Consider the following 20,461-nt stretch of genomic DNA (forward strand, 5'->3'; position numbering starts at 1 on the left):
TCGTGCCTCCTTAGAGAGCTTCCGCCCCGGAGATGATTTCGATCAGTTCCTTGGTGATGTTGGCTTGGCGCTGACGGTTATAGCGGAGCGTCAGCTTCTTGATCAGATCGCCGGCGTTGCGCGTGGCGCTGTCCATGGCGCTCATCTGCGCGCCGTAGAAGCCGGCTTGGTTTTCCAACAGCGCCTGCAGGATTTGGCCGTTCAAGTATTGCGGCAGCAGCGCTTCGAGGATTTCCTCTTCGCTCGGCTCGTATTCATAGACCGCGCCCTTGAGATCCGGCGGCGTCACGCCTTCCGGCGCGCGCGCTGGGATGAGTTGCGTTGCCGTCGGCACTTGGCTGATCACCGACTTGAAGCGCGAGAAGAACAAGGTCGCGACATCGAATTCGCCAGCGGCGAACAGTTCGAGAATGGCTTCGCCAACGAGATGCGAGGCGTCCGCGCCAATATTCTTGAACGCTGACAGATCGACGTAGCGGACGATCTTTTCGCCGTGCAAACGGCGGAGCTGATCGCGCCCCTTCTTGCCGACCGCGAGAATCTTCACGGTTTTGCCGGCCGCGAGCAGCTCATTGATCCTCTCGCGCGCGGCGCGGACGATCTGAGTGTTGAAACCGCCGCAAAGGCCGCGTTCGCTCGTCATCACCACGAGCAAATGCACTTGATCCTTGCCCGTGCCGCGCAGCAGCATTGGCGCACTGTCGCCGGACACCGCCGACGCCAAGTTCGCGATCACGCGCGCCATGCGTTCAGCGTACGGACGCGCCGCTTCGGCTTGGCTTTGCGCCCGCTTCAGCTTCGCGGCCGCCACCATCTGCATCGCCTTGGTGATCTTCTGCGTGGATTTCACGCTGGCGATGCGATTGCGGAACTCTTTTAAGCTCGGCATCGGAGTCCCTTAGGCAAACGTCGCTGAGAATTCTTCGAGCGCGGCTTTGATGTTCGCTTCAATACCGTCCTTCGAAATGTCTTTCTTGGTGATGATCGCTTTCAGCAGGTCGCCCTTCTTGGCGCGCAGGAACGACGTTAGCTCCTTCTCGAAGCGCCCAACTTGATCGACGGCGATCTTGTCCAAATAGCCGCGCGTGCCGGCATAGATCAGCACCACCTGCTCCTCGACCGGCGACGGCGAGAATTGCGGTTGCTTCAGCAGCTCGGTGAGGCGCGCGCCACGGTTCAGCAGGCGTTGCGTCGCGGCGTCGAGGTCAGAGCCGAACTTCGCGAACGCCGCCATTTCGCGGTACTGCGCGAGTTCGCCCTTCAACGGACCGGCGACTTGCTTCATCGCCTTGATCTGCGCGTTGCCGCCGACGCGCGACACCGAGATACCAACATTGAGCGCCGGACGGATGCCTTGGAAGAACAGTTCGGTTTCCAAGAAGATCTGACCGTCCGTGATCGAGATCACGTTGGTTGGGATGTAGGCCGAGACGTCGTTGGCCTGGGTTTCGATGATCGGCAGCGCCGTCAGCGAGCCCGAACCGTTGTCTTCGTTCAGCTTCGCCGCGCGTTCGAGCAAGCGCGAGTGCAGATAGAACACGTCGCCCGGATAGGCTTCGCGGCCCGGCGGGCGGCGCAGCAAGAGCGACATTTGGCGATACGCAACGGCTTGCTTCGACAAGTCATCATAAATGATGAGCGCGTGCATGCCGTTGTCGCGGAAATACTCACCCATGGCGCAGCCGGCGAACGGCGCGATGAATTGCAGCGGCGCCGGCTCGGAGGCCGTGGCGGCGACGATGATCGAATATTGCAGCGCGCCCTTGTCTTCGAGCGTCTTCACGAGCTGCGCGACGGTTGAGCGCTTTTGGCCGATGACGACGTAGATGCAGTAGAGCTTCTCGCTCTCCGGCGCGTTGCGGTCGTGCGCTTCGCGTTGATATAGGATGGCGTCGAGCGCGACGGCGGTCTTGCCGGTTTGGCGGTCGCCGATGATCAGCTCGCGCTGGCCGCGGCCGATCGGGATCAGAGCGTCGATCGCCTTGATGCCGGTCTGCATCGGCTCGTGCACCGACTTGCGCGGAATGATGCCCGGCGCCTTCACGTCGACGGTGCGGCGCTCGGTGGACTTGATCGGGCCCTTGCCGTCGATCGGCTCACCCAGCGGGTTGACGACGCGGCCGAGCAGGCCCTTGCCGACCGGCACGTCGACGATTTCGCCGAGGCGCTTAACGGTGTCGCCTTCTTTCAGATTGCGGTCTTCGCCGAAGATGACGACGCCGACGTTGTCGCGCTCGAGGTTGAGCGCCATGCCTTTAACGCCACCCGGGAACTCGACCATTTCACCGGCTTGCACGTTCTCAAGGCCGTACACGCGCGCGATACCGTCGCCGACGCTCAGCACGCGGCCGATCTCGGCGACCTTCGCTTCAGTGCCGAAGCCCTTGATCTGCTCTTTGAGGATTGCGGAAATTTCAGCGGCGCGGACGTCCATTACGGTCTCCTCAGGCGGATTTCAGGGCCAGACGCAGCGCGTCCAGCTTGGCTTTGACGGATGCATCGAACTGGCGGGAGCCGACACGGACGACGAACCCGCCGATCAGGCTGTCGTCGACTGACGTTTCGGCCTCGACCTTGGCCCCCAGCTGTTTGCTCAGGGATTCGACGATGGCGGCTTTCTCGTCCGCGCCCAGCGGGCGGGCCGAGATAATCTCAACCTGGCGGGCGCCCCGTTCCTTGGCGACCAGCGCGCGGTAGGCGGTGACGATGCCGGGCAGTTCGGCGGCGCGGCGGTTCAGGGCGGCGACGCCGATGGCCTTGCGGCCCAGTTCGGAAACGCCGAGTTTCGCGGCCACAGCACTCAAAGCATTGGCTTTTTCTTGCGGATCGATCAGTGGCGAGCGGGCCGCGTCCCGGAGATCGGCGCTTTCCTTCCAGGCCGCCGCGAACTTCGCGAAATCGGCCTCTACAGCGTCTAACGCGTTGGCTTCCTTGGCTAATTCGAAAACGGCCCGGGCGTAGCGCGCCGCCGCTTCGGAAGCTTCGCCATCGAAGGTCTCTGCCACGTCTGTCTCGCTGCTTCCGCCGCTGACGATCCGCCGGACCGTCCGCTGACTTGATTGCGCCGCTTGGGGAAAACCCAAACGCCAAAGACCGCTGCGGGTCGATCGCGCGGAGTGCTTTGACGCGCGCGCGAAGTACCATGTCGGCTCCGAGATTGACAACCGGCCCGGCGGCGGCGGATCAGCGACAAAAGAGCCTGATCAGGCGGGGGAAAGCACCGATGACCGACGCACCAGCGTCTTCGCAGACCAGCCCTGAAGTTTCGCCCGCAAAGATGCGCCAGGTGGTAGCCGCGTCGGCCGCCGGCACGGTGTTCGAGTGGTACGATTTCTTCGTCTACGGCGCGCTGGCGTCGGTGATGAGTGCGCACTTTTTTGCAGGGCTCCCCGACGCGCAGGCGTTCGTCTTTACGCTGCTGACGTTCGCGGTTGGCTTCATCGTCCGCCCGCTCGGCGCGCTGGTGTTCGGCAAGATCGGCGACTCCACCGGACGCAAGGGCGCCTTCCTCATCACCATCACCATCATGGGTCTGGCGACATTCGCGATCGGGTTGCTGCCGACAGCGGAAGACATCGGCGTTTGGGCGCCAATCCTGCTCGTCGCCATGCGCGTGTTGCAGGGTTTCGCGCTCGGCGGCGAGTATGGCGGCGCCGCGATCTACGTCGCCGAACACGCGCATCCTAAGCGGCGCGGCGCCGCGACTGGCTGGATCCAGGGCACGGCCTCGATCGGTTTGATCGGCGCGCTCGGTGTTGTCCTCGGCTCGCGCGCGTTGCTTGGCGAAGAGGCTTTCCGCGAATGGGGATGGCGTATCCCCTTCCTGATCTCGATCGGCCTGCTCGGCGTGTCCGTTTGGATTCGTCTGCAGCTTGAGGAAAGTCCGGCGTTCAAGAAATTGCAGGACGAAGGCAAAGTCTCAAAACGCGCCTACGCAGAGAGCTTCACCGAATGGCCCAATCTGCGGATCGTGCTGCTTGCGTTGTTCGGTGTAATGATGGCGCAAGGCGTCGTTTGGTACACGGCGCACTTCTATTCGCAATTCTATCTGGAGCGCATTCTCAAGATCGACAGCCAGAGCGTGAACTTGATCATGATCGCTGTCGTGCTGATCTCGGCGCCGCTCTACATTTTCTTCGCGCGCCTCTCGGATAAAGTCGGCCGCAAGCCAGTCATGCTGTTTGGCATGCTGCTGATGCTGGCGCTGTACTTTCCGGGCTTTCACTACATCACCCGCGCCGGCAATCCGGCGCTGGACGCTGCGTCGCAAACCACACCCGTTTCCGTGTTCGCCTATCCCGGTGACTGCACCTTCCAGCTCGATCTCACCGGCGGCGCGCAGCAATTCGCCACGTCCTGCGACATCGCCAAAGGCGCGCTATCCAACGCAGGCATTTCGTACCGGACGATCAACGCCCCGGTTGGCACCACCGCGCGCGTCGAGATCGGCCGCGATGTCGTCGTCGAAAGCGTGAACGCCGTGGGCCAAAGCGCGAGCGAAATCCGCGCCACGCGCACGGCCTTCAACGACCGCTTGCGCGAGGCGCTGACGCAAGCCGGTTATCCGGCCGCGGCGCCGGGCGCGATGCAGGGCTGGAGCGTGGCTGAGGTTCTGCGGGTGTTTTCTGAAAAGGGCGGCGTCATCGGCATCATGGCGCTTTTCATCGTCGCCGCCTGCGCGCTCTACGGGCCGCAAGCGGCGGCGCTCGTCGAGCTTTTCCCGACGCGCATCCGCTACACCGCGATGAGCTTCCCCTATCACATCGGCACGGGTTGGTTTGGCGGATTGCTGCCGGCGATCGTGTTCGCGATCAACACCGCTACAGGCTCAATCTATCAGGGGCTCTGGTTTCCGGTGATCGTCACCGCGCTCGCCGTGATCATCACATTCTTCTTCTGGCCGGAGACCAAGGATCGCGACATTCACGCTTGATGCGCGATCGTTTGGTTTTCAGACATTCACCAGACTTCTGAACGAGAGATTAAACCAGCGCGTGCATAGTCCTTTGCATGACGGCGTTCCCCCACGCCGCCGAGGCCCTCACCAGCGCCCTTGACCGCTTCGGGCACGCCAGTGCGCGTGTGCTTGAAGCGGTCACTGGCGTCGGTGATGCGGACTTGGGCGAGAGCCTCGTTGAGATGACGAAGGCCAAGGTGCAAGCGAAAGCAAGCATCGCCGTGATCCGTTTCTCCGATGAGATGTGGGACGCGTTGGTCGCGATCGGTAAAGAGTCCAATCACGCTTGATTGCGGTGCGCGACGTTAGTGCGCCGCCTTCTCCGCCGCCGCTTCATCCCTGCGCCTTGCACGGATGTTGAGCAACTCCACACCAAGCGAGAACGCAATGGCGAAGTAGAGGTAACCACGGGGAATGTGGAAGCCCAGCCCGTCCGCGACCAGCGCCACGCCGACCAGCAGGATGAAGGCCAGCGCCAGCATCTTCATGGTCGGGTTCTCTTCAATGTATTCCGCCAGCGGCTTGGCGGCGATCGCCATCACCAGCGTCGAAATCACGACAGCCGCGATCATCACGGCCAGAATGTCGGTCATGCCGACGGCGGTGATCACGCTGTCGAGCGAGAACACGATGTTGATGACGCCGAGCTGCAACAGCACAGCGTTGAAATCATTCTTCGCTTCCGCCTCTTCGTGATGTGTGCCCTGCACTGAGGCGTGGATTTCCTGCGTGCCCTTCACCAGCAGGAACAAGCCGCCCGCGAGCAGGATCAGATCCTTGATGGTGAAATAGGTGAACTCCTCGATCGCATGCGCGTCGGCGCTCATGCCCAGGATCAAGGCCGCCCACCCTTCCGGCAGCGCGAACAACGGGTGCTCGTCGAGCTGGATGATCCAGAAGATGCCGCTGAGCATGATGATGCGCAGGATCATCGCGCCCCACACGCCGACGCGCCGCGCTTGATCCTGCTGCTTGCCCTTGAGCTTGCCGATCGCGATCGACACGAACAGCAAATTGTCGATCCCCAGCACGATCTCGAGGAAGGTCAGCGCCGACAGGCTGACCCAAAATGCGGGGGTGGCGAGAATGTCCATGAACGCGATCTCCAGGCGCACCTAACGCCCGAACTGCGCCGCTACGTCAAGGACGTGCTTCCACCGCAAAGCCGTGCTTTGATGCCCGCTGATCCTTCGGAGACGGCAAGATGCGGCGTTCCATTCTGATTTTTGCTTTGCTCGCAAGCGCGTGCGTATCGCCCGCGCCGGTGACGTCGACGGCCTTGGTGGCCGCGGACGCGGCGACCTCGCTAGCCGTTGGCGAGCGTGTGACCCAAGAGATTTCCTCGCAAGCCGGCGGCGAGGGCATGGACCCGGCGGTGAACCTCACGCTGCGCCACGCCGACGGGCGTTCGATCAGCTTTCAGGAAGCCAACCACACGCCGAACGACATCTTCGTGCAGCGCGCCGGCGGCGCACTGGCGCAGGTGATGGGATTGCGGGGCGAGGAAACCACGACACTCTATTACGTCACCGAAGGCGAGAACGCTGGCTCGGCGTTTTTCTGCGGCCCGCAAGGCCCGGCGGCGATCGGAACACACGAGGCGCCCGACGGAACGCTGCAGGTCGTCGGCTTGCGCCAAGCCATCCAAGTCGAGACGCGGCCCGACGGTGCGACTGAAGCGGTGCCGTACAGCCCGGATCAAGTCTGCGCGCGACTGAAGTTCCGAAGAGGCTGACAATCTATGCGCTGACGCTGCTTCGCATCAGAACTTGCTGAAGCCGCCGTCGATCAGGATCGAGTCGCCGTTGTGGAAGCGCGAGGCGTCGCTGGCGAGATAGACGGCGATGCCGCCAAGCTCCTCCGGCTTGCCCCAGCGCCGATACGGTACGCGCGCGATGACGTTCTTGATGAACACCTCGTTCTGCTGCGCGGCGGCGGTTATGTCCGTCTCGATCCAACCGGGTAGAATAGAATTGGCGCGCACGCCGTAGCGCGCGAACTCGACCGCGATACCGTTGGTGACGGCAATCACGGCGGCTTTGGTGGCGGTGTAGTCCTGATTGCGCGCAGCGCCGAACAACGCGCCGAGACTCGCAACGGCGACGACCGAGCCGCCTGGATCGCCCGCTTCGGCGCGCACCTTCATGTGACGGCACGCTTCGCGCAGCGTGAAGATCACGCCGTCGAGATTGACGGCCATGACGCGGCGCATGTCCGCGCCGCCAATATCGAGAAACGACTTCCAGCGATTGCTCACGCCGGCGTTGGCGAACACAGAATCGACACGCCCAAACTCGGCGAGCGTTGCATTGAAGCCAGAGACGATGTTCTCTTCCTTGGATACATCGACAACGCGCGCGTTCACCTTTGTGCCGTGCTTCGTCAGCGCTTCGAGCGCGCGAGTGTTCTTGTCGGCATTGGTGCCCCAGATCTCGACGCTCGCGCCGGCCTGCGCCAACGCCTCCGCCATGCCCAGGCCAATGCCGCCATTGCCGCCTGTGACGAGCGCGACGCGGCCACTGAGATCGAAGGGTTTGTAGGTCATATCGCTGTTATGGACCGTGATTGCTTATGCGCGCAATCTCGTAAGAGCGAAGTCAAGCGTCATCGTGATCTCGTTCATTCGGCTCTTTGATTTCAATAATTTCCTTTGGTCTGGCATCTCTGAGCCAGCGATACCAGATGGCCCAGCCGATGTAGTAGGCGCCGGTGAAGATGGCCCACATCGCGACGTAGTACCTGGTGTCCGCCCACGTAAACAACGGACCGATGGGTTGCGCTCGCGACAAATACTCGAAGAAGCGCACGACCATTCCAAAGAGCGCAAGCGCTCCGAAGTAGAACGCCGATTTTCCGAACGCGGGCCATTGATGGAGCGGCGCCATTATAAGAACGAATACGGGTCCACGTCGATCTGCACGCGCACCGCGCTGTGCAGTTTCACGCGGCCGGCCCATGCCGCCAGAAATGCGCTGACATCGACGCCGCGATTGGCGCGAATGAGGAAGCGGCGGCGGTGCATGCCGCGGATGACGCTGAGCGGCGCGGGCGCTGGGCCCCAGAGGTCGAGGCCATCCACGACTGGCGCCTTCTCGCCCATCGCTTTCGACGCATCGTTAGCGAGCTGTTCGTTCGGCGCGGAGACGATGATTGCGGCGAGCCGGCCGTACGGCGGCATGCCGGCGGCTTCGCGTTCGGCGATTTCGGCGGCGAAGAAGGCGTCGCGATCCTGCGCGGCGAGCGCCTGCATCACCGGCTCTTGCGGCGCGTAGGTTTGAATTAGCGCCCTGCCCGCCTTTTCGTGGCGGCCGGCGCGGCCGGCAACTTGGCTGACAAGCTGGAACGTGCGCTCGCCGGCGCGGAGATCGCCGCCCTTCAAGCCGAGATCGGCATCGACAACGCCGACGAAGGTGAGGTTCGGAAAGTTGTGGCCCTTGGCGACGATCTGGGTGCCGATCAGAATATCGATCTCGCCATCCTCCATCCGCTTCACCAGCGCACGCACGGCATCGCCATCGGGCGTGGTGTCGGAAGAGAAGATTTCGATCCGTGCGGCCGGGAAGAATTCGCGCACTTCTTCTTCGATGCGTTCAACGCCGGGACCGATCGAGGTGAAGCTATCCGGCGTCTGACATTCCGGGCACGCCTTCGGCTTTGGCATCGAGAAGCCGGTGAGGTGACAGACGAGACGGCCGGAGTAGCGATGCTCGACCAACCAGGAATCCGTTTCCGGCGATTGCATGCGGTGGCCGCAGGCGCGGCAGAGCGTGAGCGGCGCGTAGCCGCGGCGGTTCATATAAAAGAGCGATTGCTCGCCGCGCAGCATGGCTTCGGCGCAGGCGCGGATCAGCTTCGGCGAAATCCAGCGGCCCTTTTCGGGCGCGTCGATCTTGAGATCGATCAGCTCAACGTCCGGCAATTCGGCCGTGCCGTGGCGCGACGGGAGTTCGACGTGGGCGTAGCGGCCGGCTTGTGCGTTCACCAGCGTTTCGAGCGACGGCGTGGCGCTCGCGAGGATCACGGCGCAGGAGCCGAGCTTGGCGCGGGCGACGGCGAGATCGCGCGCCTGATAGATGACGCCCTCCTCCTGCTTGTAGGACGGGTCGTGCTCTTCATCGACGACGATGAGCTTCAGGTTCGGATACGGCAGGAACAGCGCCGAGCGCGCGCCGACGATCAGCCGCGCGCGGCCGGCGGCGATTTCGCGCCAAGCGCGGCGGCGAGCTTTGTGTGGAATAGCCGAGTGCCATTCGACTGGCGTCACGCCGAAGCGCGCTTCGAAACGGGACATCGCCGATTGCGTCAGCGCGATTTCCGGGAGCAGCACCAACACCTGCGCGTCCGGCGCCTGCTTCAAAGCCTCGGCGGCGGCCTCAAGATAGACTTCCGTTTTGCCCGAGCCCGTAACGCCGTCGAGCAACGAGACGTGAAAGCCGCCATCGCGCACGAAGGCGCAAACGCGATCGGCGGCGGCTGTCTGAATAGCGGACAGCGCCTTGCCGCTCATGCTGAGATCGGGCGCGGGGAATGGCGGATCTTCGCTGATCTCAAGTTTCGTAAGCGCGCCGCAATCGACCAAGCCTTTAACGACGGCCGACGAAACATCCGCGCGACGCGCGAGTTCGGCGGCGCTGACGTGCTCCTTCGCGGCTTCTTCCAACACACGCGCGCGCGCTTCCGTGACTTTCGGCGGCGTCTCGCCGGTGGGCGCCAACACAATATGAGTCGGCGGCGGCAGCAGTGCTTCGGGCGAGCGCGCCACCATGCGAAGCAGATCGCCGGCGGGGCGAACCAGATACTTTGCCGACCAATCGACGAAGTCGCGCGAGATAGAGGGCAGCGGCGAGCCGGGCAGCACTTCTTCGATGGCTTTGAGGTTCGCGGCGCCCGGGTGATCTTTCTCGACGCGCCACACCACGCCGCGCACCAGCCGCGTGCCGATGGGCGCGATCACGTGCATGCCGGGTTCGATGCCGAGCGAAGATGCGGCACGATAATCGAACGGTTCGGGCAGCGGCAGCGGAAACTGCACGGACACTTTGTCCAACGTGTCGTGCTCGAACGCGGCGCCCTCCTCCGCGACCGCAAACAGCGGCCCGAGCGGCGGCGCGGTGCGCTGGCGCTTCAGCGCTTCCATGGCGCGACGGCGGGCGGTTGAGGTCATTGAGAATGAATCTAGGGGGTCGAGGGATTCGGTGGAAGCACCCGGCGCTGTGGCGAAGCGGATACTCAACGGCGTTTTACCCTGCTTTCTCAGCGCTCCTTAGCCAAGCCGGCGCGATCCTGGGGCGCCATGTTCGCGTCCCTCCTCTCGCGGCTGACCCAGCCGCTGCCCAGCCGCGCACACGACGGGCTGTTCACGACCTTCGCGCCGAACGGCGTTTCGGCGGCGACGTTGCGCGCGCTTTACCATCAGTATGACGACGCGTTTCCCGACGAACCGGTCCCGCCGCAGCATCGCTATTTCCGGTCGCTGGTCGATCAGATCGTCGGACAAAAGACGGACGCCTCAGGCCTGCAACGTATGCGCGCGGCGTATGCGAGTTGCTTCGAGCGCTACGAGGCGTTCGAAGACGCTGTTGACGTCTGGCGCAAGGAGCCGGCGTTCCGCAAGGCTCTGATCGAGGCGAGAGAGCAGATCATCGCGGAGCTGCTGCCGACGGCAACTGCCGAAGCGGCGCGACGGAAGCACTTCAGCCGCTGGCGCGAATGTCTCGCGGCGCCGCTCGATCTGGAGGGTGCGACGCGGCTCGATCTGATCAAGCAAATGAGCCCAGACGATTGGCACGAGATCGTGCTGAACTGGACTTGGGATCACGGCACGGCCGAGCTGGACTGGATCACAGCGCGCCGGGATTGCGACCGGGCGACGGCGGTTGTGGCGCTCGCCGCCGGTAAATGTGGACGCTTCGCTACGCAGATCGCCGGGCCGCACGAGCGAAAGCACGCCGGCTTCGTCCGCACGCTGGCGGCGCGGGTTGAGAACGGATTCTACCCGATAGCGGAGCTGACGCTTGGGCTCTCGATGCGCAAGCGGGCTCAATACGAGGCGGAGCTGGAGACGGCGCGGACGACCGGTGAGAGTCCATGGCGGATACCGGAAGGCCTGCTCGACTGGGAGGGCGTGCGCGCTCATCAGCCGAAATATGCGATTACGGATGGGCGGCTGCACTATCAGTATGAGCACTGGCTGACCCACGGCGCGCCGCGAACTCGCTAACACGATCTAAACGCGGTCATGGCTGAATGCCGATGATGACCGCCGCTTCCGCCCTACTCTCGCACTGGATCGCGCATTTGCGCGATGAGCGGCGCTTTGCGGCCAATTCCACTGAAGCGTATGAGCGCGACGTATCGGCGTTTCTCGATTTCCTGCAGAGCCATTTGGGCGGCGAACCTGATGCGCAAGCGCTGGCTGAGTTGGAGCCGCGCGATCTGCGGGCGTATCTGGCGTTTCGACGGCAAGGGCCGGATGCGCTGGGAGATCGTTCGATCTCGCGCGCTTTGGCGGCCATTCGTAGCTTCTACCGTTATCTCGAACGCCGTCACAGCGTGACCAATGCACGGCTTTCGTTGGTGCGTGGTCCGAAACTGAAGCGGCCTTTGCCGCGGCCAGTTTCCGAAGCAGCGGCGCGCGATCTGATCAGCGAAGCACAAACGGCGGCCGGCGAAGAATGGATCGGCGCGCGGGATGCGGCGCTGGTGACTTTGCTCTATGCGGCGGGTTTGCGGATTTCGGAGGCGCTGGCGCTTGATGGCGGCGATCGGCCGTTGCCGGAGATGCTGCGTGTGGTCGGCAAAGGCGGCAAAGAGCGGCTGGTGCCGTTGCTTGCTGCAGCGCGGCAAGCGGTTGAGCGATATGCCGAGCTTTGCCCATTTGCGCTGACCGAAGACGCACCGCTTTTTCGCGCGGCTCGCGGCGGCGCTATGTCTCCGCGCATGGCTCAAGCGTTGATGGAGACGCTGCGCGGACGTTTGGGATTGCCTTCAAGTGCGACTCCACACGCTTTGCGGCACTCGTTCGCAACGCATTTGCTCGCGAACGGCGGCGACTTGAGAGCGATCCAAGATCTGCTCGGACACGAGTCGCTTTCGACGACTCAGGCCTACACGAGCGTCGAAACGCAAAAAATTTTGCAGTCGTATCGCCGCGCACATCCGCGCGCGTGACGATTTTCGCGCGCATGCACACGCTTACGCGCCTTTGTTTTCAAGGCGCGTAGCGATTTCGCACAATGCTCGCGAAGACAAAAACGCAAGCACGCAGAAAAATGCGCGCGAGTACTTGCGTCAACATCTTGCAAACCAAATTGAGCGAGAAAAATACTCGGAGAGTCAAACAACTCCCGTCCAACCAACCGACCACACTTGTAAAGATGAGGAAACGAAAATGGCTAAGAAGGTAAAGAAGGCGCGCAAGACCGCCAAGAAGACGAAGGCTCGCAAGGCCGCCCCGAAGAAGACCGTCCGCAAGGCCGCGAAGCGCAAGACCGCCAAGAAGACCGCTCGCAAGACGAAGGTCGCGAAGAAGGCGAAGACCGCCCGCAAGCCGGCGAAGCGCAAGAAGATGGCTCGCAAGACCAAGAAGGTCGTTGCGCCGCCCGTCGCGATGTAATCGCATTGGCAGGGGGGATGCTTCGGCGTCCCCCTTCGCCGTTCTAGACACTGCTCAATCGGGACCACGATCACCAAAAGGATCTCATGCGTTCGCCGGTCATAAGAAGCCCCCGCTCCCGCATCGAACGCCGCAGATTGTCCCGTCTCAAACGCTGACTTAGGTTCGGCCCGCTTCTCTCACACCCGATCTTGATCGCCGTCCACGCGCGGCCCAAGCTCTGCTGTTCAAATGACTATTCGCGTCTCCTCTTCGATCCGCCGCAAAGGAAAAGTCGTCGGTCGCGCTACCGCGGTCACGGAGGAGCCTGACGCCCCACGCGCGGTTCGCGAGGTGATTGAGCAAGCTGGGAAGCAGGCCAAGGCTCACGACGTCGCCCGCCATACTGGCCGCAAAGCGTTCAGGAAGAAGCCCATCAAGGAGTAGAGCCGAAACCTTGTTGACAGACGGTCGATCAGAGAGTACTTTGTAATTCAAAGTTGCTCTTGGAGTTGGAGAATGACCGTGACACGCGAGGAATTGCTGCAGGACCTGAGTTATGCGCGGACCCTGGCCGAGGAGGGCCGGCGGGCGCCGCTGATTGGCGGGTCTTACCTGGTCTTGTTCGGCGTGTTGCTCACGATCGCCTACGGCGCTCACGGAGCCATGCTCATGGGGCAAGTGGAGCAACAATGGGCCGGCGCGATCTGGATGGCGTTCGGCGTTTGCGCCGGCCTCGGCGTCTTCATCCTGCGTGGCCGCACCAAGGATTTGCCTGGCAGCTCTTCGATCTCGAACCGCGCTGACCGGACGGTGTGGCAGGCGGTGTCGTTGGCGATCCTGTTCGTTGTCGTGGGCGCGCTGGCGCGGGGCATCGCCTATGACGACTATATCGGCACCTACGGCATCATGGCGGCGGGCTTCGGCCTCTATGGCGTGGCGCTCTATTCGACGGCGACGTTGAGCGGTCATATGTGGCTGCGTATCTTTGCGTGGCTGTCGTGGTCGCTGAGCGCGACGATGTGGCTCTTCCTGGGCGAACCGTGGGCATACGTGATGGGCGCCGTGGGCGCGTTCCTGGTGCTGCTGGTGCCGGGCGTCATCATGATGCGCGCTGAACCCTCCAAGGTTGTGTGAGGGCGCCTTGTCCAAGTTCGACCACACCGAGATTGACGATGTGATTCACGGACGGCTGCGGCTTGGCGTGATGGCGTATCTCTCGACCGTCTCCCCTGCTCCGTTCGTGGAACTGAAAGGCAAGGTCAACGCCACCGACGGCAATCTCTCGACGCATTTGAGCAAGCTTGAAGAAGCGGGCTATGTGCGGATCGAGAAGAAGTTCGAAGGCAAGAAGCCGCTGACGTTGGTGCATCTCACCAAGGATGGGCGTGAGGCGTGGATCGGATATCTCTCGCGCATTCAGGCGCTGATTAGCGCAGCCGAATAAGCGCCGAACGCGCGGTGCGCTGGCGTTGCGGGTCTGAAGACCCGCGCTCCTTTTTTGTGCGAACGTGTGAGGCGTCACGAGGTGTCGGCGAGAGGCGCAGCGTCAGCAAAGGCTTCCACGTCTGCGATCGGCCGCATTTCTGGGCGCGTGCGATAAGAACGCCGGCGCGTAAGGCCGCGCGGCAGGCGCTGCAGCAAGCGCGCGACCAGCGTTTCGACGTTTTGCGAGAGTGCGGCGATGCGCTTTTGCAAATCCTTCGAGCGTAGCGCGCGGCGAATGGCTGAGCCGATGATGGCGCGCCGCCTATGCGTTTCGATGCGACGGCGGGCTGAATGTTTGGGTGGGTTGATGAAGCGCACGTGTGGCGCGGCGCGGAGCATGACGATGCTGACGAGCAGCCGCTCGATGCGGTTCAGCCATTGATGCGCGATAACCGTCGCTTGATCGGAGAATGGCGCGATGGCGCGCGCTTCGTGGAGGAACGCCGCAAACCATTTCAGCCATAGCAACATCCAGCGCTGGGTGCGCTGGAGGCGATGCTCGGAGATAGGTGGGGCGTTGAAACGCATGGGCGCGAGTGTGCGCGTGGTGTGAAGCCGGTCGGATTGATTTCTCGCCCTTCGTGCTCACCCGATAGGGGGAGCTGTCATCGCGATCGATGACTGAGGGGGCAGCGCCTTTGTTTGCAAGCATTTGCGCCCTCCCCTCCGTCGCGTGCACCGCACGCGACACCTCCCCTAACGGAGGGAGGACGAGAGCTAAGTGTTGGATAGAGGGCGCCTCTATCCCCGCATTCCGTTTGTTGCTGGCAGTGTGAGTTCAGCTGATCGCCGCAACGCGTAGCATGCTACTGCGGGGGTTCCCTCGCGGTAGTTTTGCAACAGCGTCGGGTCAAACGACCGCTTCTCGCGTTGCTTGGTAGGATATTCACCAGGATCGCTCTTCATGTTTCTCGGGAGTTCACTTTTTTAACACGGGAAATCACGATGAACCTAAAATCAACTCTAGCAATTTCAGCGCTGCTCGCCGGCATAACCGGTGGCGCCGGCGTCGCGGCCGCTGAAGATTGGTATGTTCGCGGCGATGTGGGCGTGACCGTCGACGGCGAATTCGGCGATCCGAGCTTTGACGACGCGGATTTCGACGACGCCGCGATGTACAGCATTGGCGCCGGATATGGATTCGCCAACGGCTTCCGCGCCGAAGGCGAACTTTCGTACCGCGACAACGAACTCGACGACAACGCAATTCCGTTCCCGGCATCTGGCGACGCGCAAGTCACCGCGCTGATGGGCAATCTCTATTACGACTTCAACCGCGCCGGACGTTGGCAACCGTATGTCGGCGTCGGCGTTGGCGCCGCGAAGTTCGAGTTCGACGGACAAGTGTTCATCGGCAGCTACGAGGCCGATAGCACGAACTTGGCCTATCAAGGCATCGCCGGCATTAACTGGCAGTTCTCCGACCACTGGAGCGCCGACCTCGCCTATCGCTACTTCCAGATCCCTGACGCGGAATACGAAGCAGGCGTCATCCCGCCGTTCACGGAATTCGAGGAAGATTACACCCACCAAGCCGTGACGCTCGGCATCCGCTACAGCTTGGGCTCTCCGGCCGCTGCGCCGGCTCCGGTTGCGCCAACGCCGCCGCCCGCGCCTGCGCCAATGCCAACGACGCCGCAAGCTTCAATCTGCCCGGCTTCTGAGTTTGTCGTGTACTTCGAGTGGGATCGTTCGAACTTGAACCAAGCCGCGCTTGAAACCATCGACGCCGCAGTCAACCGCGCGCGCCAGTGCAACGTTTCTGGCGCCATCGTTGTCGGCCACACCGATACGTCGGGCTCGCCCGCGTACAACGAAGCCCTCTCCGAGCGCCGCGCTTTTGTCGTGCGCGACGCGATGGTTTCGCGTGGCTTCGCCGCAGGCGCAATTCGCACTGAGGCGCGCGGCGAAAGCGCGCTCGCCCGCGCTACCGCCGATGGCGTGCGTGAACCGCTCAACCGCCGTACGGCGGTGACGATCAGCTTCCGCTGATCAGAGCTGATGCGTGAATGAGTGAGGGCGGTGGACGAAAGTCCGCCGCCTTTATTTTTCGTGTCGCTCGCCGCTCGGTGAGCGCCTCTAAGCGCACTGCCCTTCGTCGCGCCTGGAGCAGGATGGATTATCAGCGCGTGCCGGGCTAATGCCCTCGCATGGCGCGCACCAAGCAAAGCCCTGAGTTTGAGATCGACGTGGGTGGCGAGACTTATGTTTGGCGCCTCCAACGGCTTCCCCAATGGTCCACTGATTCCAATGAGTGGCGCGGCAAGGCGATCGCGGTGCGTCACAAGGATGGACAGCGCGAAGTCGTGCTGGAGTTTCCGTCTGGGCCGCCGCCCAAGTTTGGCGCGCCGCCACTGAAGCCGGCGCAAATACCCAAGCCTCTCATTGTGAGGGCAATCGCGTCCGCCATCGCCGAGGGTTGGAACCCGATGTCTCGCGGGAGACCCGTGACCATCGTGGTTGATGAGACGGGCGCGTAGCAGTCGACGCGCGCTGCCTTAAGCCGCGGCGCTCAAGGCCCAGCGCGAGACACCCGGATACGGCGGCTCATTGGTGTCGGCGAAGCCTTGGCGAGCGAGCGTGTGGGCGGCTTGGGCATCTTCGGCGTCGAGGTGGGCGATGACGCGTTGGGCGCCGTTGGCGAAGGCCCAGGCCGCGAGCGCGCGGATGGTTTCGCCGCCGAAGCCGCGGCCTTGGAATTCCGGCAACAAGCCAAAGGCGAGTTCGACATCGCCGGTGAATTCGTCGGGGCGGCCGATCAAGGCGGCGAGGCCGACGAGGCGCGGCGGCGTGCGCTCGCCTTCGCTGGCGACGATGGCCCAGCCGTACCAGCCCTGCCCTTCGGGATCCTTCTCGAGCGCGGTGACGGCCCATTCGAGGCCGGGCTGCTCGAACGGCGCGGGCGGCCAGTTCGGTTCGTGCGTCACCGCGATGGCGTTGAAGAACGCGGAGCGATGGCTGGCTTGCAGCGCGGCCAAGTCACGATCGAGCGCCAGGAGCGCGATGCGCTCCGCGGTGAGTGTCAGCAAAGTCCCGTCCCTCCCTCGCTGTGGATGACGAGGAGAACGCAGATTGCGCGGCGCGGAAAGTGAGCATTCCGCAATTTTCACAGGAGGATGAAGCGGCTCAGCCCTTGTCCTGAACGCCACCGGACCAAGTCACGATAACGAGGTCGTCGATGTCCGGCACATAGCGGTGCCCGGTAACGACTGTCCATGCGTTGGGCGTCGGTAGCGTCGCCGCCGGATCGCTGGCAGGCGCAAGCCGCGTGTATACGACATGACCCTGCTGATAGGCGGTCACTGCTACGATCTCGTCGGCGAAAATTCTGCGCAGCAAATCGCGGGCGTCATCAAGTTTCGCCACATCCTGCTCCGCGGCATTGAGAAACACTCGTGCCCCACCGCCGTGGGTATAGACCCCAGCGTTCCCATGCTCGTTGCTCCAGGTCACCGTGAAGCCTTGTATGGATTCCGGAAACTCTGTCGCCAACGTCAGCAACAGACGCATCTGCGTCTCGTGATCGACGGCGCTCACGCCTGCATGGTCCAGCCATCGACGCCTTTAGCGGCTTCCTTGATGGCTTCGGACATGGTGGGATGGGCGTGGCAGGTGCGGGCGATGTCTTCGGCGGAGGCGCCGAATTCCATGGCGACACAAACTTCACCGATCATCTCGCCGACGCCTGAGCCGACCATGTGCACGCCGACCACCTTCTTGGTCGCGACTTCCTCCAGCACTTTCACCATGCCGTCGGTTTCGTGATTGGTGCGCGCGCGCGAGTTGGCCATGAACGGGAATTTGCCGACCTTGTAGTCGACGCCCGCGGCTTTCAGTTCTTCTTCCGAGCGCCCGACGGTGGCGATCTCGGGGTCGGTGTAGATGACGTTCGGGATGATGTCGTAGTTCACGTGGCCCCACTGGCCCGCGATGATTTGCGCCGCGGCGATGCCCTCCTCTTCGGACTTGTGCGCCAGCATCGGCCCGGTGGTGCAATCGCCGATGACGTAGATGCCTTCCGCCGTCGTTTTGAGATGGCCGTCGTGCGGGATGAAGCCGCGCGGATCGGTCTTGATCCCGACGGTCTCGAGGCCGAGTCCATCGGTGAACGGTTTGCGGCCGATGGCGACGAGGACGACGTCGGCGTCGAGCGTGCGAGCGCCGCCGCCTTTGCTCGGCTCGATGGTGACTTGCAGACCTTGGCGCAGTTTCTCGACGCCGGTGACCTTGTGGCTAAGCTCGAACTTCACGCCTTGCTTCTTCAGCGTGCGCTGGAAGGCGGTTGAGATTTCGGCATCGACCGTCGGCGTGATCTTGTCGAGGAATTCGACGACGGTGACTTCGGCGCCGAGGCGGCGCCAGACGCTGCCGAGTTCAAGGCCGATGACGCCGGCGCCGACGACGATGAGTTTGCCCGGCACTTGTGCGAGCGAGAGCGCGCCGGTGGAGCTGACGATGCGCTCTTCGTCGATGTCGATGCCGGGAAGCGGCGTCGGCACGCTGCCGGTGGCGATGACGATGTTTTTGGTTTCGAGGGTTTGCTTGGCGCCGTCCGGGCCGGTCACTTCAACTCTGCCGGCGCCGGCGATGGCGCCGAAGCCTTTGACGTAATCGACCTTGTGCTTACGCATCAGGAACTCAACGCCCTTGGTGAGGCCTTCGACGGCGTCCTCCTTCTGCTTCAGCATTTGCGGCAGATCGAGCGACAGCCCGGTGATCTTCACGCCCATCGACGGGAACACCTTGGTCGCGGCTTCGTAGTATTCGCTGGCGTGTAAGAGCGCTTTCGATGGGATGCAGCCGACGTTGAGGCAGGTGCCGCCGAGCTTGCCGCGGGATTCGATGATCGCGGTTTTGAGCCCGAGTTGGCCGGCGCGGATGGCGCAATTGTAGCCGCCGGGGCCGCCGCCGATGATGACGAGATCGTAGCTCATGAATGCTCCGGGAACGCGCGTTGAATTTGGCGCGAACCTAGGCGCCGAACCCGGTCGGATCAATGCGCGATCTAGGCGCCCTGCCCTGCGCGTCTGCGAGCGAGGATGGTCCAACCGATGAGGACAAGCGCGAGCGCGGCGCAGAACCAGCCGAAGGCGTCGCCGATGCGGGTGTAGAGCGTGGGAACGTGGCGGGGTTGGATGATACTGCGATCTGTCAATGAGGCTATGTCGCTGCCGCTAGGCGCCTCGGCTAGAACTTGGCCATAGGGATCGCTGATCGTCATCACGCCTTCGCGGGCGCTGCGGATCAGCGTGAAACCGCTCTCGACGCCACGCAGCACCGCCATGCGCGAATGTAGCCAGCCATCGACGCCGAAATCCCAGGCCGGAACCAATAACAAGTCGGCGCCTTGCTCGCCGTAGCGGCGGGAGAGCGCTGGGAAGTCCATATCCTTGCAAATGACAACGCCGGCGCGCAGCCCGTCCACATCGGTGAACAAAGTCGCGGTTCCGGGCGTAAACTCGGATTCGAGGCCCGGGATCATGTGATGCTTATCGTAGGTGCGGACGCCTTCGGCGGTGACGAAGTAGGCGCGGTTGAAGCTGACATCGCCTTGCCGCTCGACGGCGCCGACCACGATCGTCGCGTGGTGCTGACGCGCGATCGCGGCCAGATCATCCAACGCTGACTGCGCCTGACCTTCGCCCAACGTGACGATCTTCTCCGGGAGCACGATGATGCGCGCGCCATCATCTGCGGCGCGGCTCACTTCGTTGACGTACCCTTCCCAAGTAGGCCGCCAATCGGCGGCGTCGAACGCGAGATCGTCGCCGGCAAGCAGCGCGATTCCGATCTCGCGCGCTTCGAGGAGCGGCTCGTCTCTCGCATCGATCAAATGACGCGTGAAACCAAATCCGATCGCCGCCGCGACGATCACGACCGGCGCCGCGGCAGCGATCGCCCTCTTCCCAGTCAGAAAAGCAACCGCCGAAGCAAAGGCGCTGAGCACAAACACAATCGCAGGCGCGCCGCCGAGGGAGGCGACTTGGATCGCCGGGAGGAAATCTATCTGGCTGTAGGCGAGCGAGCCGGCCGAGCCGTGCGGCGATGTGGCGGCGATCAAGGCCTCGACGCCCGCCATCAGTGTCGGAAACACAAGCACGGCCGCCCAGGACGGCAGATGCCGTGCGCCGCCGCGCACGGCGAACGCAATGGCGCCCCAGATCAGCGCTTTCATGAGCGTGATGATCGCTGTCGGCGCGAGGCCGCCGAGATCGAGGAAGTACGACGCCATCAGCGCCGTCGAAAGCGCGCCCGCGAGCGCGCCGTAGAGAAATGCGCCCAAGCGTGTCGCGCCCATGACGGCGATCAGCAGCGGGATCGGCGCGATCCAGGCGAGCGGCCAGAACGGGTGCAAGCCGTACGATTGCGCGAGCAGCGCGCCTGACAACAACGCGGCGACGATGCGCCCGAGCGTCAGCACG

22 protein-coding genes are annotated in these 20,461 nt (G+C 63.2%); 10 read left to right on the top strand and 12 right to left on the bottom strand.

The window, feature by feature from the left end:
- Positions 1 to 10: 10 nt before the first annotated feature.
- The 3 genes from DSM104635_RS18615 to DSM104635_RS18625 are packed head-to-tail and all read right to left on the bottom strand — an operon-like array spanning position 11 to position 3,005.
- Positions 11 to 889 carry a F0F1 ATP synthase subunit gamma gene (locus DSM104635_RS18615; RefSeq protein ID WP_158767665.1) on the bottom strand — a complete coding sequence of 293 codons (879 nt, stop codon included), beginning with the start codon at positions 887 to 889 and terminating at the stop codon, positions 11 to 13.
- A gap of 9 nt (positions 890 to 898) precedes the next feature.
- Positions 899 to 2,434 carry a F0F1 ATP synthase subunit alpha gene (atpA, locus tag DSM104635_RS18620; RefSeq protein ID WP_158767667.1) on the bottom strand — a complete coding sequence of 512 codons (1,536 nt, stop codon included), beginning with the start codon at positions 2,432 to 2,434 and terminating at the stop codon, positions 899 to 901.
- A 10-nt stretch (positions 2,435 to 2,444) separates the two neighbouring features.
- A complete protein-coding gene (locus tag DSM104635_RS18625) occupies positions 2,445 to 3,005 on the bottom strand; it encodes a F0F1 ATP synthase subunit delta (protein WP_158767668.1) in 561 nt (186 codons plus the stop codon).
- 218 nt (positions 3,006 to 3,223) lie between these two features.
- Between DSM104635_RS18625 and DSM104635_RS18630 the strand changes: the two genes are divergently transcribed.
- Positions 3,224 to 4,933, top strand: coding sequence for an MFS transporter (locus DSM104635_RS18630; protein WP_228445761.1), 1,710 nt, complete (start codon positions 3,224 to 3,226; stop codon positions 4,931 to 4,933).
- A gap of 77 nt (positions 4,934 to 5,010) precedes the next feature.
- A complete protein-coding gene (locus DSM104635_RS18635) occupies positions 5,011 to 5,247 on the top strand; it encodes a hypothetical protein (protein WP_158767671.1) in 237 nt (78 codons plus the stop codon).
- A gap of 15 nt (positions 5,248 to 5,262) precedes the next feature.
- On the opposite strand, the gene DSM104635_RS18640 is transcribed toward DSM104635_RS18635, so the two are convergent.
- Positions 5,263 to 6,051: a TerC family protein gene (locus DSM104635_RS18640; RefSeq protein WP_158767672.1), complete on the bottom strand. Its 789-nt coding sequence runs from the start codon at positions 6,049 to 6,051 to the stop codon at positions 5,263 to 5,265.
- A 110-nt stretch (positions 6,052 to 6,161) separates the two neighbouring features.
- Here DSM104635_RS18640 and DSM104635_RS18645 point away from each other — a divergent pair, with 110 nt between their 5' ends.
- Positions 6,162 to 6,692: a hypothetical protein gene (locus DSM104635_RS18645; protein WP_158767674.1), complete on the top strand. Its 531-nt coding sequence runs from the start codon at positions 6,162 to 6,164 to the stop codon at positions 6,690 to 6,692.
- 27 nt (positions 6,693 to 6,719) lie between these two features.
- Here the strand turns inward: DSM104635_RS18645 and DSM104635_RS18650 are convergent, their stop codons facing one another.
- From DSM104635_RS18650 to DSM104635_RS18660, 3 genes are read right to left on the bottom strand one after another with little or no spacing between them, the layout of a single operon-like run.
- Positions 6,720 to 7,502 carry an SDR family NAD(P)-dependent oxidoreductase gene (locus DSM104635_RS18650; RefSeq protein WP_158767676.1) on the bottom strand — a complete coding sequence of 261 codons (783 nt, stop codon included), beginning with the start codon at positions 7,500 to 7,502 and terminating at the stop codon, positions 6,720 to 6,722.
- A gap of 52 nt (positions 7,503 to 7,554) precedes the next feature.
- Complete coding sequence (locus tag DSM104635_RS18655; RefSeq protein WP_158767678.1) at positions 7,555 to 7,842, bottom strand: hypothetical protein; 288 nt, start codon at positions 7,840 to 7,842, stop codon at positions 7,555 to 7,557.
- Positions 7,842 to 10,121 carry a primosomal protein N' gene (locus DSM104635_RS18660; protein ID WP_323368333.1) on the bottom strand — a complete coding sequence of 760 codons (2,280 nt, stop codon included), beginning with the start codon at positions 10,119 to 10,121 and terminating at the stop codon, positions 7,842 to 7,844. Before DSM104635_RS18660 ends, DSM104635_RS18655 begins: the two co-directional genes overlap by 1 nt.
- 129 nt (positions 10,122 to 10,250) lie before the next feature.
- Between DSM104635_RS18660 and DSM104635_RS18665 the strand changes: the two genes are divergently transcribed.
- The 5 genes from DSM104635_RS18665 to DSM104635_RS18685 all read left to right on the top strand — a co-directional run bounded on the left by DSM104635_RS18665 (position 10,251) and on the right by DSM104635_RS18685 (position 13,998).
- Positions 10,251 to 11,177, top strand: a complete 927-nt coding sequence (locus DSM104635_RS18665; RefSeq protein WP_158767679.1) for a DUF4274 domain-containing protein — start codon at positions 10,251 to 10,253, stop codon at positions 11,175 to 11,177.
- A 35-nt stretch (positions 11,178 to 11,212) separates the two neighbouring features.
- On the top strand, positions 11,213 to 12,127 hold the full coding sequence (locus tag DSM104635_RS18670) for a tyrosine recombinase XerC (RefSeq protein ID WP_158768155.1): 915 nt from the start codon (positions 11,213 to 11,215) through the stop codon (positions 12,125 to 12,127).
- Positions 12,128 to 12,347: 220 nt separating this feature from the next.
- The gene (locus DSM104635_RS19805) at positions 12,348 to 12,572 is read left to right on the top strand and encodes a hypothetical protein (RefSeq protein WP_187448156.1); all 225 of its coding nucleotides are present in this window, start codon (positions 12,348 to 12,350) and stop codon (positions 12,570 to 12,572) included.
- Between the two features lie 498 nt (positions 12,573 to 13,070).
- Positions 13,071 to 13,688, top strand: a complete 618-nt coding sequence (locus DSM104635_RS18680) for a hypothetical protein (RefSeq protein WP_158767681.1) — start codon at positions 13,071 to 13,073, stop codon at positions 13,686 to 13,688.
- A 7-nt stretch (positions 13,689 to 13,695) separates the two neighbouring features.
- Positions 13,696 to 13,998 carry a winged helix-turn-helix domain-containing protein gene (locus DSM104635_RS18685; RefSeq protein ID WP_158767683.1) on the top strand — a complete coding sequence of 101 codons (303 nt, stop codon included), beginning with the start codon at positions 13,696 to 13,698 and terminating at the stop codon, positions 13,996 to 13,998.
- 74 nt (positions 13,999 to 14,072) lie between these two features.
- On the opposite strand, the gene DSM104635_RS18690 is transcribed toward DSM104635_RS18685, so the two are convergent.
- Complete coding sequence (locus DSM104635_RS18690; RefSeq protein WP_158767684.1) at positions 14,073 to 14,567, bottom strand: hypothetical protein; 495 nt, start codon at positions 14,565 to 14,567, stop codon at positions 14,073 to 14,075.
- Positions 14,568 to 14,984: 417 nt separating this feature from the next.
- On the opposite strand from DSM104635_RS18690, the gene DSM104635_RS18695 reads away from it, so the two are divergent.
- Both DSM104635_RS18695 and DSM104635_RS18700 read left to right on the top strand, forming a co-directional pair.
- Positions 14,985 to 16,031, top strand: coding sequence for an OmpA family protein (locus DSM104635_RS18695; RefSeq protein ID WP_158767686.1), 1,047 nt, complete (start codon positions 14,985 to 14,987; stop codon positions 16,029 to 16,031).
- A gap of 158 nt (positions 16,032 to 16,189) precedes the next feature.
- A complete protein-coding gene (locus tag DSM104635_RS18700; protein WP_158767687.1) occupies positions 16,190 to 16,519 on the top strand; it encodes a hypothetical protein in 330 nt (109 codons plus the stop codon).
- A gap of 18 nt (positions 16,520 to 16,537) precedes the next feature.
- Here DSM104635_RS18700 and DSM104635_RS18705 read toward each other — a convergent pair whose 3' ends face one another.
- From DSM104635_RS18705 to DSM104635_RS18720, 4 genes are all read right to left on the bottom strand, one after another.
- Positions 16,538 to 17,068: a GNAT family N-acetyltransferase gene (locus DSM104635_RS18705; RefSeq protein WP_158767689.1), complete on the bottom strand. Its 531-nt coding sequence runs from the start codon at positions 17,066 to 17,068 to the stop codon at positions 16,538 to 16,540.
- Between the two features lie 97 nt (positions 17,069 to 17,165).
- Positions 17,166 to 17,576 carry a hypothetical protein gene (locus tag DSM104635_RS18710; RefSeq protein ID WP_158767691.1) on the bottom strand — a complete coding sequence of 137 codons (411 nt, stop codon included), beginning with the start codon at positions 17,574 to 17,576 and terminating at the stop codon, positions 17,166 to 17,168.
- Complete coding sequence (lpdA, locus tag DSM104635_RS18715) at positions 17,573 to 18,973, bottom strand: dihydrolipoyl dehydrogenase (RefSeq protein WP_158767692.1); 1,401 nt, start codon at positions 18,971 to 18,973, stop codon at positions 17,573 to 17,575. Before lpdA ends, DSM104635_RS18710 begins: the two co-directional genes overlap by 4 nt.
- A gap of 71 nt (positions 18,974 to 19,044) precedes the next feature.
- Positions 19,045 to 20,460: an apolipoprotein N-acyltransferase gene (locus DSM104635_RS18720; RefSeq protein ID WP_158767694.1), complete on the bottom strand. Its 1,416-nt coding sequence runs from the start codon at positions 20,458 to 20,460 to the stop codon at positions 19,045 to 19,047.
- Between the last annotated feature and the right edge of the window lies 1 nt (position 20,461).

The sequence above is a fragment of the Terricaulis silvestris genome, from assembly GCF_009792355.1.
In the GTDB taxonomy this organism is placed as follows: Bacteria; Pseudomonadota; Alphaproteobacteria; order Caulobacterales; family Aquidulcibacteraceae; genus Vitreimonas; species Vitreimonas silvestris.

Bases quoted from the DNA above. Each gene is read 5' to 3' on its own strand.
- lpdA (WP_158767692.1), bottom strand. From the start codon at position 18,973: ATGAGCTACGATCTCGTCATCATCGGCGGCGGCCCCGGCGGCTACAAT.
- DSM104635_RS18660 (WP_323368333.1), bottom strand. From the start codon at position 10,121: ATGACCTCAACCGCCCGCCGTCGCGCCATGGAAGCGCTGAAGCGCCAG.
- DSM104635_RS18680 (WP_158767681.1), top strand. From the start codon at position 13,071: ATGACCGTGACACGCGAGGAATTGCTGCAGGACCTGAGTTATGCGCGG.
- DSM104635_RS19805 (WP_187448156.1), top strand. From the start codon at position 12,348: ATGGCTAAGAAGGTAAAGAAGGCGCGCAAGACCGCCAAGAAGACGAAG.
- DSM104635_RS18695 (WP_158767686.1), top strand. From the start codon at position 14,985: ATGAACCTAAAATCAACTCTAGCAATTTCAGCGCTGCTCGCCGGCATA.
- DSM104635_RS18700 (WP_158767687.1), top strand. From the start codon at position 16,190: ATGGCGCGCACCAAGCAAAGCCCTGAGTTTGAGATCGACGTGGGTGGC.
- DSM104635_RS18655 (WP_158767678.1), bottom strand. From the start codon at position 7,842: ATGGCGCCGCTCCATCAATGGCCCGCGTTCGGAAAATCGGCGTTCTAC.
- DSM104635_RS18635 (WP_158767671.1), top strand. From the start codon at position 5,011: ATGACGGCGTTCCCCCACGCCGCCGAGGCCCTCACCAGCGCCCTTGAC.
- DSM104635_RS18665 (WP_158767679.1), top strand. From the start codon at position 10,251: ATGTTCGCGTCCCTCCTCTCGCGGCTGACCCAGCCGCTGCCCAGCCGC.
- atpA (WP_158767667.1), bottom strand. From the start codon at position 2,434: ATGGACGTCCGCGCCGCTGAAATTTCCGCAATCCTCAAAGAGCAGATC.
- DSM104635_RS18645 (WP_158767674.1), top strand. From the start codon at position 6,162: ATGCGGCGTTCCATTCTGATTTTTGCTTTGCTCGCAAGCGCGTGCGTA.
- DSM104635_RS18640 (WP_158767672.1), bottom strand. From the start codon at position 6,051: ATGGACATTCTCGCCACCCCCGCATTTTGGGTCAGCCTGTCGGCGCTG.
- DSM104635_RS18670 (WP_158768155.1), top strand. From the start codon at position 11,213: ATGACCGCCGCTTCCGCCCTACTCTCGCACTGGATCGCGCATTTGCGC.
- DSM104635_RS18615 (WP_158767665.1), bottom strand. From the start codon at position 889: ATGCCGAGCTTAAAAGAGTTCCGCAATCGCATCGCCAGCGTGAAATCC.
- DSM104635_RS18630 (WP_228445761.1), top strand. From the start codon at position 3,224: ATGACCGACGCACCAGCGTCTTCGCAGACCAGCCCTGAAGTTTCGCCC.
- DSM104635_RS18690 (WP_158767684.1), bottom strand. From the start codon at position 14,567: ATGCGTTTCAACGCCCCACCTATCTCCGAGCATCGCCTCCAGCGCACC.
- DSM104635_RS18650 (WP_158767676.1), bottom strand. From the start codon at position 7,502: ATGACCTACAAACCCTTCGATCTCAGTGGCCGCGTCGCGCTCGTCACA.